13 protein-coding genes and 1 tRNA gene are annotated in these 20,398 nt (G+C 64.2%); 8 read left to right on the forward strand and 6 right to left on the reverse strand.

Annotation, left to right across the window (positions count from 1 at the left end; genetic code table 11):
* The first annotated feature begins 154 nt into the window (after window positions 1–154).
* The 6 genes from iolB to ACXJ7R_RS00890 all read left to right on the forward strand — a co-directional run bounded on the left by iolB (window position 155) and on the right by ACXJ7R_RS00890 (window position 4,828).
* On the forward strand, window positions 155–967 hold the full coding sequence (gene iolB / locus ACXJ7R_RS00865; RefSeq protein WP_457150149.1) for a 5-deoxy-glucuronate isomerase: 813 nt from the start codon (window positions 155–157) through the stop codon (window positions 965–967).
* A gap of 257 nt (window positions 968–1,224) precedes the next feature.
* Window positions 1,225–1,932: a DUF1045 domain-containing protein gene (locus tag ACXJ7R_RS00870; RefSeq protein WP_095083282.1), complete on the forward strand. Its 708-nt coding sequence runs from the start codon at window positions 1,225–1,227 to the stop codon at window positions 1,930–1,932.
* A 33-nt stretch (window positions 1,933–1,965) separates the two neighbouring features.
* A complete protein-coding gene (locus tag ACXJ7R_RS00875; protein WP_095083284.1) occupies window positions 1,966–3,120 on the forward strand; it encodes an alpha-D-ribose 1-methylphosphonate 5-triphosphate diphosphatase in 1,155 nt (384 codons plus the stop codon).
* Window positions 3,117–3,746 (forward strand): phosphonate metabolism protein/1,5-bisphosphokinase (PRPP-forming) PhnN, encoded by a 630-nt coding sequence (gene phnN / locus ACXJ7R_RS00880; RefSeq protein WP_457150150.1) that lies wholly within the window; start codon window positions 3,117–3,119, stop codon window positions 3,744–3,746. Before ACXJ7R_RS00875 ends, phnN begins: the two co-directional genes overlap by 4 nt.
* 114 nt (window positions 3,747–3,860) lie before the next feature.
* Window positions 3,861–4,616 (forward strand): COG4280 domain-containing protein, encoded by a 756-nt coding sequence (locus ACXJ7R_RS00885; RefSeq protein ID WP_457150151.1) that lies wholly within the window; start codon window positions 3,861–3,863, stop codon window positions 4,614–4,616.
* Entirely contained in the window at window positions 4,613–4,828 is a 216-nt protein-coding gene (locus tag ACXJ7R_RS00890) for a hypothetical protein (protein WP_457150152.1), read from the forward strand. The genes ACXJ7R_RS00885 and ACXJ7R_RS00890 overlap by 4 nt, the downstream gene beginning before the upstream one ends.
* Before the next feature lie 16 nt (window positions 4,829–4,844).
* Here the strand turns inward: ACXJ7R_RS00890 and ACXJ7R_RS00895 are convergent, their stop codons facing one another.
* The 4 genes from ACXJ7R_RS00895 to ACXJ7R_RS00910 all read right to left on the reverse strand — a co-directional run bounded on the left by ACXJ7R_RS00895 (window position 4,845) and on the right by ACXJ7R_RS00910 (window position 9,528).
* Window positions 4,845–5,744 (reverse strand): aldose 1-epimerase, encoded by a 900-nt coding sequence (locus ACXJ7R_RS00895; RefSeq protein ID WP_457150153.1) that lies wholly within the window; start codon window positions 5,742–5,744, stop codon window positions 4,845–4,847.
* Window positions 5,745–5,866: 122 nt separating this feature from the next.
* Window positions 5,867–6,862, reverse strand: coding sequence for an ABC transporter permease (locus ACXJ7R_RS00900; RefSeq protein ID WP_095083296.1), 996 nt, complete (start codon window positions 6,860–6,862; stop codon window positions 5,867–5,869).
* Between the two features lie 59 nt (window positions 6,863–6,921).
* Window positions 6,922–8,460 (reverse strand): sugar ABC transporter ATP-binding protein, encoded by a 1,539-nt coding sequence (locus ACXJ7R_RS00905; RefSeq protein WP_095084325.1) that lies wholly within the window; start codon window positions 8,458–8,460, stop codon window positions 6,922–6,924.
* A 105-nt stretch (window positions 8,461–8,565) separates the two neighbouring features.
* Window positions 8,566–9,528: a sugar-binding protein gene (locus ACXJ7R_RS00910; RefSeq protein ID WP_095083299.1), complete on the reverse strand. Its 963-nt coding sequence runs from the start codon at window positions 9,526–9,528 to the stop codon at window positions 8,566–8,568.
* Between the two features lie 578 nt (window positions 9,529–10,106).
* On the opposite strand from ACXJ7R_RS00910, the gene ACXJ7R_RS00915 reads away from it, so the two are divergent.
* Window positions 10,107–11,219, forward strand: coding sequence for a LacI family DNA-binding transcriptional regulator (locus tag ACXJ7R_RS00915; protein WP_457150154.1), 1,113 nt, complete (start codon window positions 10,107–10,109; stop codon window positions 11,217–11,219).
* A gap of 468 nt (window positions 11,220–11,687) precedes the next feature.
* A complete protein-coding gene (locus tag ACXJ7R_RS00920; RefSeq protein WP_457150155.1) occupies window positions 11,688–18,740 on the forward strand; it encodes an SdrD B-like domain-containing protein in 7,053 nt (2,350 codons plus the stop codon).
* Between the two features lie 127 nt (window positions 18,741–18,867).
* On the opposite strand, the gene ACXJ7R_RS00925 is transcribed toward ACXJ7R_RS00920, so the two are convergent.
* Window positions 18,868–18,944: transfer RNA gene (locus ACXJ7R_RS00925), tRNA-Arg, on the reverse strand.
* Between the two features lie 286 nt (window positions 18,945–19,230).
* The gene (locus ACXJ7R_RS00930) at window positions 19,231–20,151 is read right to left on the reverse strand and encodes a DUF1003 domain-containing protein (protein WP_457150156.1); all 921 of its coding nucleotides are present in this window, start codon (window positions 20,149–20,151) and stop codon (window positions 19,231–19,233) included.
* Window positions 20,152–20,398: the final 247 nt, after the last annotated feature.

Genomic DNA, 20,398 nt, shown 5'->3' on the forward strand with positions numbered 1-20,398 from the left:
GAATTCGCCACCGGCACGCCGTTCTGGGGCGTGATCGCGCTCGGCTTCGCCGGTTACGCCGTGTGGCAGTTCTTCTATCTCTACAAGCCGGCCGACGAGAGGCCGGCCGACGAGAGCAAGACAACGGCCGAGGCCGAACCGAAGGAGTAACCGGATGTCGAAACTGCTGGTGAAGGCCGACAAGGGCCATGGCCGCGTCGCCCATGTGACGCCGAAAACCGCCGGCTGGACCTATGTCGGTTTCGACCTGCATCGGCTGAGGCCCGGCGAGAGCGCTGCTGGAAAAACGGGCGATCGCGAAGTCTGCCTGGTGTTCGTCACCGGCAAGGGCAAAGCGACAGCCGGCGGTAAGGACCTCGGCCTGCTCGGCGAGCGCATGTCGCCGTTCGAGGGCAAACCCTGGTCGGTCTACATACCCGAAGGGTCGGACTGGTCGGTTGCGGCAGACACGGAGCTCGAACTCGCGGTCTGCTCGGCACCGGGCCTCGGCGGCGGCCTGCCGGTGCGTGTGATCAGACCAGAGGATCTCGGCCAGGAGGTGCGCGGCAAGGGCACCAACACGCGCTATGTCACCAACGTCCTGCCGGAAGGCAAACCGGCCGATTCATTGCTGGTGGTCGAGGTCATCACGCCCGGCGGCCACACGTCGAGCTACCCGCCGCACAAGCACGACCAGGACAATCTGCCGGCCGAATCCTATCTTGAGGAAACCTACTATCATCGCCTCAACCCGCCGCAGGGCTTTGCCTTCCAGCGCGTCTACACCGACGCCGACAAGAACGGTCATCGCGCGCTGGATGAAGCCATGGCGATCGAGGATGGCGATGTCGTGCTGGTGCCCAAGGGCTATCATCCCTGCGCCGCCTGCCATGGCTACGACCTCTACTATCTCAACGTGATGGCCGGGCCGAAGCGGACGTGGAAATTCCACAACGCGCCCGAGCACGAATGGTTGATGAAGGCCTGACCGGTCGCACGTTTTGGGTGAAGCTGTTGGTCCAGCTTGGAAAAATCGTCGGCTAAGGACCTGCCGGGTCGATTTGCCTTCGAAAACCCTTCAAAGCTTCGTCAATCCGTCATGGAAATCGCCTATGGCAGCGGGGCCAGTGCATGTCGCCCAAAAGTGAGCAGCGGTTTTGGGATTACGACATGCGAAAAACCAAGACTTAAAGCGCGTCGCAGCATTTCTTCAAACGCGGCGCGCTTTAACGAGGACTTCTTCTCATGCGCTACGCCATCTATTTCACTCCCCGGCAGGACGAGCCGCTGGCGCGGATCGCCGCCAACTGGCTGGGCCGCGACCCGTTCGGTGGCGCGACAAGGCCGGTGGAGACGGTGGCCGATCTGTCGGCGGCGGAAGTTGCCTTCCACACCGCTTCGGCGCGGCGCTACGGTTTTCATGCGACGCTGAAAGCCCCCTTCCGGCTGGCTGCCAACGAGACGGAGACCTCGCTGCGCGCGGCACTCGACCATTTTGCCGAGGCAACGCCGGTGGTGACGATCCCGCGCCTTGTCGTCAGCCAGATCGACAGCTTCTTTGCGCTGGTGCCGGAAGGACCGCTGCCTCCKCTCAACCGCTTTGCCGATGACGTGGTGCTCGGTTTCGACCGGTTTCGCGCGCCGTTGACAGAGGCCGAGATCGAACGGCGCAGCCCGGACTCGCTGAAGCCCGCCCAATTCCGCAATCTGTGCCAGTGGGGCTATCCCTATGTCTTCGAGACCTTCCGCTTCCACATGACGCTGTCCGGCCGGGCGGGGCCACAGGAAAGCCCTCGTCTTCGTGCAGCAATCGACAGCCTGTTCGCGGAGGTGCTGCAACAGCCGGTGCTGGTGGATGCGTTGACGCTGTTTGTCGAAACCGAACCGGGCGCACCGTTCATGGTGCTCTCCCATCACGCGCTCGGGCGCCGCCCTGCCAGAAAAACCGCCTGAATAACCGAGCCGGAATAACAAGGACTGCCTGAAATGACCGCCGAAACTGTTCTTACCAACGCGCGCATCGTGCTTGCCGACGAGATCGTCGAGGGTTCGCTGGTGCTGCGCGACGGCTTTATCGCCGGCATCGATGCCGGCACCGGCCACACCGGCGGGACCATGGCCGGCGAGGATATGGGCGGCGACTACATCATTCCCGGGCTGGTCGAACTCCACACCGACCATCTCGAAGGCCACTACGCGCCGCGGCCGAAGGTGCGCTGGAACCCGATCGCCGCCGTGCTCGCCCATGACGCGCAAGTGGCGACGGCCGGCATCACCACCGTGCTCGATGCCTTGCGCGTCGGCATGGACGAGGACGCCGACCTGACATCGGACGACATCCGCAAGCTGGCCGACGCGATCGAGGACAGTGTTCAGCAGGATCGTCTGCGGGCCGACCATTTCATCCATCTGCGCTGTGAGGTTTCGGCGCCGGACTGCCTTAAGGCCTTCGCCAATTTCGACGGCGATGAGCGGGTCAAGCTGGCATCGCTGATGGACCACGCGCCCGGCCAGCGCCAGTTCGTCAACCTCGAAACCTATGCCTATTACTACCAGCGCAAGCTGAAATTGACCGACCGCGACTTCAAGCTGTTCTGCGAAAAGCGGATGGCGGAATCGGCCCGGAATTCGGGACCGAACCGTGTCCATATCGCCGCAGCCTGCCACGAGCGCGGCATCGTGCTGGCCAGCCACGACGACGCCACGACAGGCCATGTCGACGAGGCGATCGAACAGGGCGTGCGCGTCGCCGAGTTCCCGACCACGGAGGAAGCCGCCAGGGCCTCGAAACAGGCCGGGCTTGGCGTCTTGATGGGTGCGCCCAACGTCATGCGCGGTGCTTCGCATTCGGGCAATGTCTCGGCCCGCACGCTGGCCGGCGACGGGCTGCTCGACATCTTGTCGTCCGACTATATTCCTTTCAGCCTGATCCAGTCGGCATTCTTCCTCGGCGACGTTGTCGAAGGCATTTCGCTGCCGCAGGCGGTCGCCATGGTCTCGAAGAACCCGGCCGAAGCGGTCGGCCTGACCGACCGCGGCATCATCGAACAGGGCCGCCGCGCCGATCTGGTGCGCGTGCGTGTCGACGACCATGTCCCGGTCGTGCGCACGGTCTGGCGGCAGGGACGCCGGGTCGCATGATGGTCTCGGCCTTGATCGAGCGCGAATTGTCCGCCGAGAGGTTTCCGATCCGCGACGGCGTCTTCGTCGCCGTCGTCGGCCCGAGCGGCGCCGGCAAGGATACGGTGATCGGCTACGCCCGCGCCCGCTTTGCCGACGAGACCCGGCTGGAGTTCGTTCGCCGCGTCATCACCAGGCCGAGCGATGCCGCGAGCGAGGATCACGACACGCTGGCCGACGCGGCCTTCGTCGAAGCCGAAGCGGATGGCGCCTTCGCCATCTCCTGGGAGGCGCATGGCCTGCGTTATGGCATTCCGGCCGATGTCGACTGGTCGGTCGCCAATGGCCATGTTGCCGTCGCCAACGTGTCGCGCGCGATCATCCCGGTGCTGCGCGAGCGCTATGCCAATCTGGCCATCGTCGAGATCACCGCCTCGCCGGAGGTGCTGGCCGAGCGGCTGGCGATGCGCGGGCGCGAGTCGCGCGGCGAAGTGCTGGCGCGGCTGGCGCGAAGCGCCAGTGTGACCTTGTCGGGACCTGATGTTACCTCGATCGACAACAGCGGCCCGCGCGAGGCGGCCGGTGAACGCTTCGCCGAGGTGCTGCGCAAGGCGATGGCCTTCTCCGACATATCGGGCTTGATCTAGAGCCAATTGGCGCTTCACTTGCTTTTTCGCTGCCACTGGAGCGCTGTATGGTGCTGACGGCATCATGATGCCGGATCGCGATCCCGGGGCAACGACCTTCCAGGAAGAATCTCCATGCAGACTCTGACACCCATCCTTTCGACGATCACGGCGGCATTCCTGGCGTCCTTCGTCGAGGTCGTCGAGGCCTTCACCATCGTGCTCGCTGTCGGGGTGACGCGCAGCTGGCGCCCGGCACTGACCGGCGCAGCACTGGCGCTGGCGCTGCTGGCGGCTTTGGTGCTGACGTTCGGCCCGCTGCTGGCGCTCGTACCCATCACCACGCTGCAGTTCGTCGTCGGGGTACTGCTGATCCTGTTCGGCATGCGCTGGCTGCGAAAGGCCATCCTGCGCAGCGTCGGCGTCATCGCCCTGCATGACGAGGAGGCGGCCTTCTCCAAGGAAACCGCTACCTTGCACCGGCAGGCCAACGACCGCCGCGCCGACTACCTCGCCGGGCTGGCGTCGTTCAAGGCGGTGCTGCTCGAGGGCGTCGAGGTGGTGTTCATCGTCATTGCGGTCGGCGCCGCACATGGACAGACGCTCTACGCCAGCCTCGGCGCGCTGGCGGCTTTCGTCCTGGTGATGCTTATCGGCCTGGCGGTCCACCGGCCGCTGGCACGCGTGCCGGAAAATGCACTCAAATTCGTCGTCGGGCTGATGCTGACCAGCTTCGGCATCTTCTGGACCGGCGAAGGCATCGGCGCCGACTGGCCGGGTGCCGATCTCGCCTTGCTCGCCATTTTCGCCATCGTCGCGCTGGCGTCGTTTGCCATGGTGCGCTGGCTGCGCAGTGCCTACCCCACACTCAGCGGAGGGCTCGCCCGATGAACGTCATTCGTCTTGCGGCCAAGGAATTCTTCGGCATGTTCGTCGATGACGGCAGCCTGGCGCTGCTGGCGCTGGTCCTGGTGGCCATCATCACGGCGGCGGTGAAGCTGCTGGCGCTGCCGCCGCTGCTCGGCGGCGCGCTGCTGTTGCTAGGCTGCCTCGCCATCCTGTTGCACAGCGTTCGCCGCGCCGCACGCGGAACCAATCGGTAGGGCTGGCGCTGTTGCTCTAAGCCCCAAGGGCAAAGGGCATCAGCGACACGGTGCCAGCCGCACTTTCGCCTGGGGCGAGCACGATGACGCCTTCGTCCGGTTCGCTCCATCCGCCCCGGTTGAAAGCGCCGGAGGCGTTGGTCTGCGGTTCGACGCAGAAATACGGTTTCGTCGGGTCGGCGTACAGCATCAGGTGTCCGAAGACGGGATCGGCCTTGATGCGCAAGCCTGCGCCGCGCGCCGGAAAGCGGAGCGTCGCGTCGCCCGTCCAGCCTCCATAGTCATTGTTGCGCCAGCCGGCGGGCAAAGGCCGGCCACCGGCGAAGTCGAGTTCGGGTGCAAGCGTGATCGGATCGCCCGCGATGCCTTGCGGTTCTTCGAGATAGAATCGCGTCGCCTCGAACTGCAATGTGACGTTCGGGTCGCGATCGAACCAGGGATGCAGGCCAAAACCGAACGGCATGGAAACCGGCCCCGTGTTGGTCAGCGTCATGGTCACGCTGAGCCCTACCTCGGACACCACGAAAGCCTGCGTCGCGCGGTAGGAGTAGGGTTCGACGCCGGCTGCGATATCCAGCGACAGCGTTGCTTGGGCGTCGCTCGCCTCAGCGACAGTCCAGGCGTGTTTCCAGCCACTGCCATGCACGTTTATTGTTTCGGGTGGATTGTTCGGTTGGACCTGCCAGCGCTTGGCTGCGAAGTCGAAGGCGTTTCCAGCGATGCGGTTGGCGTAGGGCATCATCGGAAACATGGCGACGCCAAGCACGTTGCCCGCTTGCCGATCGTCATCGGAAAGCCGGCGCATGAGGTCGATGCCGCGCCAGCGCAGCGAGCCCACGCTGCCGCCAATGCGCGGCACGAGGTCGACCTCGAGCGCCCCGGCCCTGAGCGTCAATGGTTCAGGAACTGCACCCATCGCCTACCATCCATCCGCCATCGATATCAGGCATTTGGCCCGATGTGCGTGTCCAGTGGATCGCAGAACAACACCACGGCTGCAATCATTTCATCGATACAGAGCTGTGCCGGGGCTGACGGTTATTCCGCGGCCGCACCGGCCACGTTCTTGCGAGCGGCGTCGACCATCAGCCGCCTTGCCCGGAACACGCCCCATTGCTGGTCGACCAGCACGCCGATGAGGATGACGCCACCCATCACCGCGAAATTGAGCGAGGACGGGATGCCGAGCAGGTTGACGAGGTTCTGCAGTTCCTGCAGCAGCACCGTGCCGAGGATGACGCCGATCAGCGAGCCCTCGCCGCCGCGCAGCGAGAAGCCGCCGAGCACGGCCGCGGCAATGGCATAAAGCTCGTAGAACTGGCCATGGCTGGCCGGCGAGATCGAGCGCGTGTACATGGCGAAATAGATCGCCGACAGCGCCGTCAGTACACCGCAGATGACATAGGCGGCCATGACGACGCGGCCTGTGCGGATGCCGGAGTACTTCGCCGCCTCCTCGTTCTTGCCGATGGCGTAGAGATAGCGGCCGAACACGGAGCGGTGCAGCACCACCCACATGACGATGGAGATGACGATCAGCGCGATGAAGCTGTTCGGCACGCCCCAGGAGCGGCCGGCCGTCAGGAATTCCAGGTCAGGAAAATTCTGACCGAAGGCGAAGCCGGCGGTGCCGTCGGCGGTGTAGAAGCGGGCGACGCCACGATAGATCAGCAGGCCGCACAGGGTGACGACGAAGGGCTGCAGCTTGAGCCGCGTGATCAGCCAGCCATGCACCAGGCCGATGATGGCGCCGAGCGCGATGATCAGCACGAAGGCCAGCGGCCAGTCCAGTTCGCGCACGGCGATGAAGTCGATGAACAGCGTTCCCAGCAACGCGACAACCGAGCCGACCGACAATTCGATGCCGCCGGTGATGATGACGAAGGCCTGGCCGATCGACAGGATGCCGAACAGGCCGATCAGGTTCGAGGTGTTGGCGAGATTGATCGGCAACAGGAAGCGCGGGTTGATGATCGCCACCACCGTTCCCACCACCAGGATCAGGATCAGCAGGCCGAGATCTTTCTTGCTCATCGTCTTCTCCCCAATGCCGCCTGAGCAGATCGCGCTTCCCGCGACCCCGCGGCAAAAAACTATTTCGGCTGCTTGCCCACCGCCAGCAGCAGCACGTTTTCCTGGCTGAACTGGTCCTTGTCGAGAATGCCCGATATCTGGCCCTCATGCATGACGGCGATGCGGTCGGACACGCCGATCACCTCCTCCATGTCGCTGGAGATCATCAGCACGGCGACGCCGGCGTCGGCCAGCGCCCGCATCAGCCCGTAGATCTCCGCCTTGGCGCCGATATCGATGCCGCGCGTCGGCTCGTCGAGGATCATCACTTTCGGGTTCATGGCCAGCCATTTGCCGAGCACGACCTTCTGCTGGTTGCCGCCCGAAAGCGTGCCGGTGCGTGTCTGCACCGACGGCGCCCTGATGCCGAGATTGCTCTTCTGCTTTTCGGCGGTGGCGGTCTCGGCACTTGCCGAAACCAGCGAGCGGCGCGCATGCGCCGGCAGATTGGGCAACGAGATGTTCTGGGCGATCGACAGGTCGAGCAGGATGCCGGTCAACTTGCGGTCCTCGGGCACCAGGAAGATGCCGTGGGCGACGGCATCCGCCGCCGAGCCCAGCGCAAGCGGCTTGCCGCCAAGCTCGAGGGCACCGCCAAGGCTGCTGTCGATGCCGAAAAACACCCGCGCCAGTTCGGTGCGGCCGGAGCCGACAAGCCCGGCAAGGCCGAGGATTTCGCCGCGCCTGACATCGAGATCGACAGGCCGGCTGGGATAGGCAGGAGTGCGGATGGCCTTGGCGGCAAGCGCGACCGCGCCGGGAGCCCGCGCGGCCTCGGAGGCTTTTTCGCGCTCCTTCAGCATGCGGCCGATCATCAGCTTGACCATCTGGTCGTGGTTGATGGCGCTCTTCTGCAGCGTGCCGGCAAGCATGCCGTCGCGCAAAACGACGACGCGGTCGGCGACGCGCTCGACCTCATGCAGGCGGTGCGAAATGAAGATGACGCTGATGCCATCGGCCTTCAAGGCCTTGATGACGTCGAGCAGTTTGTCGGTTTCGGCGAGCGGCAGGCTCGATGTCGGCTCATCGAGGATGACCAGCCTTGCCTTGATCGACAGCGCCTTGGCGATCTCGACCATCTGCTGCTGGGCCAGCGACAGAGCGGCAACCGGCGTGTCGGCCGAAAAATTGGCGCCGACGCGCTTCAGCAGCGGCGCCACCATGGTGCGCAGCCGGGCGCGGTCGACGAGCTTCAGTGCGCCGGCTCGCAACGGCTCGCGGCCAAAGAAGATGTTGGCGGCAACGTCGAGATTGTCGAACAGGTTGAGTTCCTGGTGGACGAAGGCGATGCCCGAACCGAGGCTGGCTTCGACCGAGAGCCCGTCATGCGCGATGCCGTCGACCGTGACGGTGCCGGTGTCGGGCCTGGTGACGCCACCGAGGATCTTCATCAAGGTCGATTTGCCGGCGCCGTTTTCGCCGACGAGGCCGATGACCTCGCCCGGCCTGACCTCCATGGAGAAGCCATCGAGCGCGACGACGCCCGGATAGGTCTTGCGCACGTTCTCGAGCGTGAGGAACGGGGTGGACGCCGTTATGGATGTTTCGGAATAATTCATCACGCCTGACAGCAGCCGGTGGGCCACAGACTGACCGGCCTTCGCCGGCCCGTCAATACGAATGCCGGCCCGGGGCGAACCCCGGACCGGCGCAATTGCTCTGTCTCAGTTTCCGGACATCGCCTTCAGATTGGCGGCATAGGCGTCGACGTCGTCCTTGCCGATGATCTTGGTGGGGATGATGATCAGGCCGCCCTCCGGGATGCCCGACTTGTCGCCCTTGAGATAGGAAGCCATCAGCTTCATGCCCTGATAGGCCCATTCGAAGGGCTGCTGCACGACGGTGGCGGCAACGGTGCCTTCCTTGACGCCGCCCAGCGTGATCGGATCGTCATCGAAGCCGACGACGGTGATCGAGCCGAGCTTGCCGGCGTCGCGCAGCGCTTCATAGATGCGCGGCGTGTTGTAGGAGTAGAAGCCGACCATGCAGGTGACGTCGGGGCTGGCGACCAGCGCGTCCTCGACGTTCTTCTTGGCGCGCGCCTGGTCGATGTCGTCGCCACGCACGTCGACGAGCTCGATCTTGGTGCCGGCGAGGCCGTCCTTCATGCCCTGGATGCGTTCCTTGGCATTGTCGGCGCCGAGCAGGCCGACGAAGCCGAGGCACTTGCCGCCATTGGGCATCGCCTTCTTGGCGATCTCGGCCGCCTGCTTGCCGGCATCGACGTTGGACGAGCCGATATAGGCGACACGCTTGGTCTGCGGGGCGTCGCTGTCGGTGGTGAACAGCGCCGTTTGCGAGGCGATCTTGTTCAGCCCGTCGGTCGAGGTTTTGGGATCGACGGCCGAGACCATGATGCCCTTGACGCCGGCCGTAACCAGGTCATCCATCAGCCGCTGCTGGATGGCGACGGAGGACTGCTCGGGATATTTGAGCTCGAGATTGTAGTCCGGCAGTTCGCCTTGCGCCTTCTTGACGCCGGCTTCGGCGGCCTTCCAGAAATCGGAAGCGCCGTTGACGACGAAGGCCAGCGTCGGCTTGTCGTCGGCGCGTGCGATGGCCGTCGCCGTCAGGCCGATGAGCAGCGCCGCTGTGGCTACGGATGCATTTCGTATCAAGGATTTCATGTTCAACCTCCCGTTTGGCTCAGTCGTTCGACTGACCGATCTTAGTCATCTGGAATTTGCCGTCTGCAGCTTGAACGCCCTCCTCCTCAAAGGGTCCCGGCGCCGAAACAACGGCGTCGTTCCAGCTGCGATCATGGACTTTAGAGACTCATCCTTCGTTCGTAAATAGTCCGATTTGTCAGACATATCACTTGTCCGAAACACAGCTTGCGGAGGTAGTATCCGCTCGCCATCGGGCTATTTTTACGCAATCCACCGCTCCCGGACCGACCGGGCCGGATGCGATGGATTGACGGTACAGCGCATTTTTGTATTAGTAAACAGTATTAGTTTTTGAGCCGTATCCAGGGCAGTATTGCGGTTTCGCGGCGCACCTGCCGGCGAGCCGGCGCATTGCGTGCGTCTGAGAGCAAGCCTTGTGGCTTTTGGGTTTCGAACCCTGTGGCACTGCGTGAGAGATGGACCTCGAGAGCGCTAATAGATATAAATGATCGCAGCGATCTCTATAAATCGATAATGTCACGCCATCTTGTCGGCCTCACCGGCTGCCGCTAGACAGGCCTAGGATTGGGGATGCCATGAGCGAGACGACGGATCCGGAAACCCTCGACACGGCGAAGCGGCGCAAGCCGCTGGCAAAGAGCGCCAGGGGTCGCGTCACCATGACCGACATCGCCAGGGCCGCCGGCTGCTCGCAGGCGACCGTTTCCTTCGTGCTCAACAATTCGCCCGGCATCAAGCTGTCGCAGCAGACGCGCGAACGGGTGATCGAGGCCGCGCGCTCCCTCGGCTATGCCGCGCCGGCATTCTCCGCCCTGCGGGCGCCCGTGGCCTCGTTCGAAGGGCTTGACGGGGTTATTGGCTTTGCCGTCGACCAGCTTGCCACCAGCCCCGAAGCCGTCGTCGCCATCGAAGGCGCGCGGCAGGCCTCGTGGAACGCGGGCAACGTGCTTCTGGTGGCGCAGACGCTGGGCGATTCCGTCATGGAGCCGCGCGCCATCGCCGCCTTGACCAAGCGGGGCATTTCGGCGCTCATCTACATGACCATCTTCACCCGCGAGATAACCGCACCCGACTATCTCTACGGCCTCGACATCCCGGTGATCCTGCTCAATTGCTACACGGCGGACTATGCCTTCCCCGCCGTGGTGCCGAGCGAGATCGCCGGCGGCCAAAGCTCCACCCGCCACCTGATCAGCCACGGCCACCGCCGCATCGCCACCATCACCGGCGAGCCGTGGATGCAGGCTGCACAAGATCGGCTGAAGGGCTATCGCCGCGCACTCGCCACCGCCGACATCCCGTTCGATCCCGAACTGGTGGTCGAGGGCGACTGGTCGGCCAGCGCCGGCTATGCCGCGACCGTCAAGCTTTTGGCGCTGAAGGACCGGCCGACCGCCATCTTCTGCCAGAACGACCGCACCGCGATCGGCTGCTACGAGGCGCTGAAGGAAGCCGGCCTGCACATCCCGCAGGATATTTCCGTCGTCGGCTACGACGACGAGGAAATCGCCCGGCATTTGTTCCCACCGTTGACGACCTCGATCCTGCCGCACATGGCAATGGGACAATGGGCGATCGAACAGCTCGAGGTGCCCGCGGCGCCAGGGCGAGGACGCTATCCGATCACCAAGCTGGAATGCCCGCTGGTGGAACGGGAGAGTGTGCGGGCCGTGGCGGCCGTGTCCTAAAAAAACGCGTCGCTTCTGAAGAGATACAGGCGACGCGCTTTCGGTCTTCCATTGTCGATAGGGCCGTCGCTGCCCGGTTGTTCGCAGCCACGCAAAAGTCCGCCCAGAAATAGTCAAATGCCGCGAATTGACCGCGAGCAAGTCCCGACCTAGCGTCCGCCGCGGTTGGGTTTGGTTTGGGTTACCTCAAGAATTTGGTGCTTGAAACGGATGCGCTGTCCGGCATCCGGGCGGACAGCTGTGTCCTGTCGACGGGCTCCAGCAGGGCACAAGGGGCGGATGACGCTTGAGCGGCAGGTCTTTTCGGATGGCGGGGCGCGACCCCTCGCGCGCCTGCGGTCCAGGACGCGGCGCGTTGGCGCATTCCTCTTGCCGACCAGGGTCGGCGGCTAACCCAGAGGATCAAGTTTTGCGGCGAACCCGGCCATCACCGCCAGGCGTCGGTGCGGGCGCTAACGAGGGACGACGATGACCACTTTCACGATTTCCGACCAGGCCACCCTCAACGCGGCGATCACTGCTATCGCGGGCCGCGCCGGGACAGACATCTTCAATTTCACGACCAGCTTCACGCTCAGCGGGAATATGACGTCGCTGTTCCTCACGGCCGGCGAAAACCTGACGATCAACGGCAATGGCCAGACGATTGACGGCGCCAACACCTATGGCGGCTTCGTCATCGAGCACGGCACAGTCGCCATCAACGACCTCGACATCGTCCATACCACCGCAAGAGGCGGTACTGGCGGCGTGTGGCAAGGCAATGGCAGCGGCGGCGGCGCCGGGCTGGGCGGCGGCCTGTTCGTCGGCGCCGGCGCCAATGTGACGATCAGCAATGTCGATTTCACCGGCGACCGGGCAATCGGCGGCAATGGCGGCGGTATCAGCAGCACTTTTGCCAATGGCGGCCTGTGGAATGGCTTCCTCAACGATGGCACCGGCTTCGGTGCTGGCGGCATTGGCGGGACTGGCTCTGGCCCTGGCGGCAGTGGTGCAAGTGGTGGCTTCGGCGCCGGCGGCGGCGCGGCCACACCTTCTGCCGGCGCACCCAATGTGCCTGGAAATGGCGGCTGGGGCGCTGGCGGAGGCGGCGTCGGAAGCTTCAGCCATGCCGGATATGCCGGCGGCGGCGGCGGCCTGGGAGCAGGCGGTGCCATCTTCGTCGATACGCTTGGCACGCTGACCATCGCCGGAGGCACGATCTCCGGTGGCGCAGTGCAAGGAGGGGCGGCGGGCCCGAATCAGGGCATCGGGGTCCAGGGCGGCGGCGGCGGCGGGTCAGCCGGCTCCGGCATCTTCCTGCACGGCACGACCATCAATTTCGCGACGGCGCTCGGGCAGATCTCGACCATCAACGACGTCATCCAGGACGGCGACGGCATCGGCGGCATCGTCATGAAAGGCGCTGGAACGCTGCAACTGGGTGGCGCCAACGGCTTTGCCGGCGGCATCACCGTCTACAGCGGCACGCTTTCACTGGCCAACACAACCGCCGCCGGATCGGGCGCCATCAACTTCTTCGGCCATGGCGCGCTGCAGCTCGCTTCGGGTGTGAACATCGCCAACCAGCTCAAGAATTTCGGCACATCCGACACGATTTCACTGCTCGGCTTTGGTTCGGCGACCGGCGTCTCGTACGATTCAGGCACCCACATCCTGACGATCACACGCGCTTCCGGCGGCAGCGAGATCCTGCAGCTCGATGTCACCCACAGCTATCTCGGCAATCATTTCGTGACATCCACCGACGTCAACGGCAACACGACGATCGCGATCTCCAACCTTCTCGCTGACGGCGATTTCCAGTTCATCGATCTGTCGGACACCGGCCCCGGCGTGAGTATCGATCACACTGCCGGCAATACGGTGGCTGGTGTGCTGACGGGATGGACCGGGATCGGCTCCTTCGGCGCTTTCGCGCCGACATCAGCCGTTTCGACCGGCTTTGCCGGCAGCAATATCGGTTTTTTGGGTAACGGCAGCAGCGTATCGCAAACGGTCAACGCGCCTGGAAACTTCGACAGCTACAGTGTCGCTTTCGACCTCGGGAGCCGGGCCGACACGGGCAACGGAACCACTGTGCGGGTGCAGGTGTTCGCGGGCGGGATCCAGATAGCCTCGCAGGACTACGACACCTCATCGGCTGTGCAGGCACATGGCAGCGTCGCGCACTACGTGCTGAACACAGCCGCGCTTGACGCGACCACACGCGGCTTGGCCGTCAAGGTCCTCATCACCGAAATCGGCACTGGCCAGACGCTGTTCGACAACGTCGTGCTGACCGGCATCGACACCACCACGCCCGTAGTGACCAACCACCTCCAGACCGACACCGGCATTTCCAGCATCGACACCCTCACCAACGTCGCGACCCTGACCGGGACGGGCGACGCCAACGCGATCGTGCATTTCACCGTCGACGGCACGCTCGTCGGCCAAACGGCGACCGCCAACGCCGCCGGCGTCTGGACATTCACGCCGACCGGCCTCTTGAATGGCCCGCACACCATCATCGCGAGCGAAACCGACGACGCCGGCAACACCGGAACCTCGTCGACGACCTTCACCCTCGACACCACCTTGCCGGCGGTGACCAACCATCTCCAGACCGATACCGGCATTTCCGGCGCCGACACCATCACCAATGTCGCGACATTGACGGGATCGGGTGACGCCAACGCGATCGTCCACTTCACCGTCGACGGCAACCCAATCGCCCAGACGGCGACCGCAAACGGCGCCGGCGTCTGGACATTCGCGCCGACTGGCCTGCTGGACGGCCAGCACACCATCGTGGCGACCCAGACAGACAACGCCGGCAATACCGGAACGGCGTCGCTGACCTTCACCCTCGACACCACCTTGCCGGCGGTGACCAACCATCTCCAGACCGATACCGGCGTTTCGGGCAGCGACACCATCACCAACGTCGCGACGTTGACCGGAACGGGTGACGCCAACGCCATCGTCCACTTCACCGTCGACGGCAATGCCGTCGCCGGGACGGCGACAGCCAACGGCGCCGGCGCCTGGGCCTTCACGCCGACCGGCCTGCTGGACGGCCAGCACACCATCGTGGCGAGCCAAACGGACGCCGCCGGCAACACCGCAACGTCGTCGCTGGACTTTACCCTCGACACCAGCGCGCCGACCCTGACGATCTCCAGCGATAGCGACCAGATCCACGCCGGCGAATCGGCAACGATCACCTTCACCTTCAGCGAGGACCCCGGCTCGACCTTCGCGTGGGACGGCACGACCGGCGATGTCACCGTCAGTGGTGGTACGCTCAGCGCAATCACCGGCACGGGGCTGACGCGGACAGCCATTTTCACGACCAACGCGGTGCATGGCAGCATCGGCGTCGCCGGCGCGACCTATACCGATGCCGCGGGCAATCCAGGTGGCGCAGGCAATGCGCTGGCGCTGACCGGGCTCGATCACAACATGATCAGCGGTACCGCGTTCGACGACAAAAACGGCAACGGCATCAATGACGACGGTGCCGTGCTGGGCGGAATTACCGTGCACCTTCTAGGCACGGACCATCTCGGCAACGCGGTCGACGTCTCGACCACGACCGGTCTCGATGGAGGCTATTCCTTCACCGACATCGTGGATGGCGCATATTCTGTCCAGTTCGACGCCGACGGCCATATTTTCTCACCGGCGAACCAAGGTGGTGATGCCGCCCTCGACAGCGACGTCAATTCCCTGGGCATCGCGCCGACGATCGTCCTCGTGGAAAACGCCGACATCTCCAATGTGGACGCCGGTATGGCTGTGCCCGCCACGGTCGGCGATTTCGTTTTCAACGACATCAACCTCAATGGTCGCCAGGACGCCGGCGAGGTGGGAATTGCCGGCGTTTCCGTCTCACTTGTCGACACATCCGCGGCGCATAACATCCTGGCAACCGCCACCACCGATGCGAACGGGCACTACGATTTCACCAATCTGCTGCCCGGTTCCTATCAGCTGCAGTTCACGGCGCCCTCGGGATATGTGCTGACGACGCAGGACTCGCCTGTCTCCAACGACGCGACCGACAGCGACGTGTCCGAGTCAACCGGCCTGACAGGTGCATTCAGCCTGATCGATGGCCAGAACGACACCAGCCGCGATGCCGGCATGTATGCCTTGCCGACCTTTGCCGGTCTCGACGGCGACGCGGCGACCTTCACCGAGGACGAGCCGGCTGTCCGTCTCGATACCGGCACCGCCGCTTCGCTGGCCGATGCCGACGGCACTGTCTTTTATACCTACGATTCAAACAATCTGGCGCAGCCCGAGCATCTCACGGTCTCGATCACCGGCGGCGGCACGGCGGCCGAGGACGTGCTTGGCTTCGACACCTCAGGCGATGTTTCGCTTTCCGACGGTCTCACCGCCGGCAGCGTCGTCACGGTCGGCGGGGTAACCGTCGGAACGATCACGGCCGGTGGCGATGGCCAGAACGGACATGACCTGACCGTCACTCTCGATCTCTCGCTGAACAACGCGAATTTCGAAACGCTGCTGCATGCGTTGACCTATTCCAACAGCAACGGCGCCGACCCATCGGCCGCCGATCGCACCGTCACGGTGAGCTTCGACGGCGATCTACAGACACATACGGCAACGACGACGGTGCACGTCTCCGCCGTCAACGACGCGCCGGTAGCCGCGAACGACAGCTACAACGCCAGCGAGGACACGCAGCTGACGATTGCGGCGTCCGGCCTGCTGGCCAACGACAGCGATGCCGACCACGATCCGCTGACGGCGCTGCTGGTCAACGGCCCGTCCCACGGCGTGCTGACGCTGAATGCCGACGGATCGCTGAGCTACACGGCGGACGCCAACTACAACGGCGCTGACAGCTTCACCTATAAGGTCGGTGACGGAACGACGACCTCGGACGTCGCCACGGTCAGCATAAACGTGGCGGCGGTCGACGACCCCGGGCTTGCGGCGGTCGATTCCTTCTCGACCAACGAGGCGACGGCGATCGGCCCGGGCTTCAACGTCTTCGCCGATAATGGCGACGGCATCGATGTCGACATCGACAATCCGCTTTCAGTCGCCGCCGTGAACGGCGTCGCCGGCAATGTCGGCACCGAGATCACGCTGGCCTCCGGCGCGCTGTTGACGCTGAATGCGGACGGCACCTTCGACTACGACCCGAATGGTGTCTTCAACGACCTGCCGGGCCCATCGTCGGGTGCGAGCAACACGACCGCAACCGACAGCTTCACCTATACGCTCGCCGGCGGCAGCATTGGTACGGTGACCATCGCCGTGCACGGGGTCGATGGCGACGGCGACAATCTGATCGGCACGGCGGGCGCCGACACGCTGAATGGCGGCATCGGCGCTGACACCATGCATGGCCTTGCCGGCAACGACATCTACACCGTCGACAATGCCGGCGACCAGGTGTTCGAGGCGGCGGGCGAAGGCACCTATGACACCGTCCGGACCTCGGTCAGCTATGCACTGGCCGCGGGCCAGCAGATCGAGACGTTGGCGACGGACAATGTTGCCGCCACGACCGCCATCACCCTGACCGGCAATGAGTTCGCGCAAACCATCATCGGCAATGCCGGCGCCAACATCATCGACGGCCTTGGCGGCGCCGACACCATGCAAGGCGGCCTCGGCAACGATACCTACACTGTCGACAATGCCGGCAACCAGGTGATCGAGGCGAACGGCCAGGGCACCGACAGCGTCTTCAGTTCCGTCTCCTTCAATCTCTTCGGCCAGGAGATCGAGGCCCTGACGCTGACCGGCACAGGGTCCATCAACGGCACCGGCAATCAACTTGCCAACACCATCACCGGCAACAGCGGCGACAACGTCATCGACGGTCTTGGCGGCGCCGACACCATGCAAGGCGGCACCGGCAACGACAGCTATTATGTCGACAATGCCGGCGACCGTGTCTTCGAGCTCAACGGCCAGGGCACCGACAGCGTCTTCAGCTCCGTCTCCTTCAACCTCTCAGGCCAGGAGCTGGAGAACCTGACGCTGCTCGGCGCCGCAAGCATCGACGGCACCGGCAATTCGACCGCCAATGTCCTCACTGGCAATTCCGGCGCCAACACGCTCATCGGACTGGGCGGCAACGACACGCTGGACGGCAAGGCCGGCGCCGACACCATGCAAGGCGGCGTCGGCAACGACATCTATTATGTCGACAATGCCGGCGACCATATCATCGAGGCCAACGGCCAGGGCACCGACAGCGTCTTCAGTTCCGTCTCCTTCAACCTCTCCGGCCAGGAGCTGGAAAACCTGACGCTGCTTGGCGCGGCAAACCTCGACGGCACCGGCAATTCCACCGGCAATTTTCTCACCGGCAATGCCGGCGCCAACACGCTCTTCGGCCTGGGCGGCAACGACACGCTGGATGGCATGGCCGGCGCCGACACCATGCAGGGCGGCCTCGGCAACGACACCTACTTCGTCGACAACATCGGCGATCATGTCATCGAGCTCAACGGCCAGGGCTTCGATACGGTCAACAGCGCCATTTCCTTCAACCTCTCCGGCCAGGAGCTGGAGAACCTGATGCTGCTCGGCACGGGCAACATCAACGGAACCGGCAATTCGACCATCAACGACATCACCGGCAACAGCGGCAACAACATCCTCGACGGCCTCGTCGGCGCCGACACGATGCGAGGCGGCCTCGGCAACGACACCTATTTCGTCGACAATATTGGCGATCATATCTTCGAGCTCAACGGCCAGGGCACCGACAGCGTCTTCAGTTCCGTCTCCTTCAACCTCTCTGGCCAGGAGCTGGAAAACCTGACGCTGACCGGCACAAGCAACCTCAACGGCACCGGCAACTCGACCGGCAACACGCTCACCGGCAATGCCGGCGCGAACACGCTTTTCGGGCTTGGCGGCAACGACACGCTGGATGGCAAGGCCGGTGCCGACATGATGCAGGGCGGCACCGGCAACGACATCTACTTCGTCGACAATGCCGGCGACCGGGCGATCGAGCTCGACGGCCAGGGCACCGACACGGTCAACAGTTCGGTCAGCTTCAATCTCTCCGGCCAGGAACTGGAGAACCTCAACCTGCGCAGCGGGGCCTCCATCAACGGCACCGGCAACCACATCGACAATGTCATCACCGGCAATTCCGGCGACAACATCATCAACGGCCTCAGCGGCAACGACACGCTGACCGGCGCGCTGGGCCATGACAGTTTCCTCTTCACCACCGCACTCAGCCTCGTCGTCAATGTCGACACCATCACCGACTTCTCGGTGGTCGACGACACCATCGTGCTCGATCACGCCATCTTCGCCGCACTTGCCGGCAACGGCACGCTGAGCGCCGACCAGTTCACCGCCAACGCCTCCGGCACCGCCACCGATGCCAACCAGCACATCATCTACGAGACCGACACCGGCTGGCTCTACTATGACAGCAACGGCGATGCCGCGGGCGGCTCGAAGCATTTCGCCACGGTGGCGGCGAACCTGGCGATGACCAACGCAGATTTTGTGGTGGTGTGAGGGGGGGCGAGAGCCACTATCTGGGGTGGGATGGTGGGCCGGTGCGCCCGCCCCTTGGGCCCAAAGTGCTACCCATGTCTCCGGTATAAACCGTAACCTATGTGTCCGGAATGGACCCTCAGGCTGTTGGCGCACCCGACAGGATTCGAACCTGTGACCTCTGCCTTCGGAGGGCAGCGCTCTATCCAGCTGAGCTACGGGTGCTTCCCGGCGATCCGGAAAACGAACCAGCCGGTGAACCGGCAAGTCACGGCTTCTTAGCGGAAGCCGGGGCAGGCTTCAACGGGCAATTGGCGATTGGCGGCGTCCGTTGATGGTTGGTCCTCTCACGGGTGCGGGCGCTCCCCCTCTCCGTCTCGGCTTCACCGAGCCACCTTGCCGGGGCGAGCCACCGGTCTCGCCCGGGGGCGAGGAACCGGAGCTTTCCTGGGACGCGCCTCGTGACCGCAGCCCGCTCCTTCCGTTCGACCTCGCACCGCGCTCCGCCCTACTACCCCGCCTCGCTCCTCACCGCCCGTGCCCTGCGTGGCGCGCGCTTGGGCTTCTTGGCGCCGGTCAGTTCGTGCATGGCGTCGAGCTGCATCTGCTGCATTTCGGCCAGGCGGGTCCATTGGCGCGAGATGAGGTAGTCGAGCTTTTCGTGCAAATGGCGCACTTCGAGCTCGGCCTTGAGGTTGACGCGGTATTCGTTGAAGGAGCGCAGGCGGTCCTTGGTCTCCTGCCGCTTCTGGCTCATCATGATGATCGGCGCCTGGATGGCGGCAATGCAGGAGAGCAGAAGGTTGAGCAGGATGAAGGGGTAGGGATCGAAGGCGCTCACYGTGCCCTCGAGCAGGTTGATGCCGATCCACACCAGAAGCACGGTGGCGAAGGAGATCAGGAACCACCAGCTGCCGCCGAAAGCGGCCATGTTGTCGGAGACACGGTCGGCAAATGTCCGGTGCTCCTCGAACTCCTCCTCGCTGTTTTCGGAAATGGTGTCTTGCCTGGCGATCGATTCGACCACCTGCCGGTCGAGCTCGGAGAATTCGCCATGCTCCTGCTGGAGCAGCTCCTCCATGTAGCGCATGCGGTAGCGGCCAAGCTCCGCGCGGCTGATGCGGGCGCCGGGCGGCAGGTCCGGATGGTCGGCATGGATGCGGTCGGCAAGGCTGGGGCGCAGCGTGTCGATGCGGACAAGATCGCGCTTGCGGAATTTCCGGCCCGAGATCGCCGATGGCTTTTTCTTCGGCTTGGCGTGTGATGCGCCTGGGGCCGATGGCTCCGAATCCGGCACTTCGGGCACCTCGGAGTGCTCGTCCGAACCATGTTCGGCCTCATGCTCGCCAATGGTCGGCGCCTCGAAATATTCGCCGCCGCCATCGTTCTGGTTGTCTGCCGGCTGCTCCGGCGTTTTGGGGACGGTGCTCATGGTGCGGGCTCCTGATGGGGGTGCTCAGCTTGACGATACGCCTATGCCGCAACATCGCCAGTTTCGCGACGGATTTCGCATGGCGTACAAGTTCTTGTGATCGATCTGAAGGGCAGCGGTTGGCATGGCCGAAGAATGCGGCGGCGGGATGGAAACTCGTTCGGTAGCGATCCTTCCCACCCCCCTCTGTCCTGCCGGACATCTCCCCCGCAAGGGGGGAGATTGGATGTCACAACGGCTTTCGCCA

It is taken from the genome of Mesorhizobium sp. P5_C1, assembly GCF_054049815.1.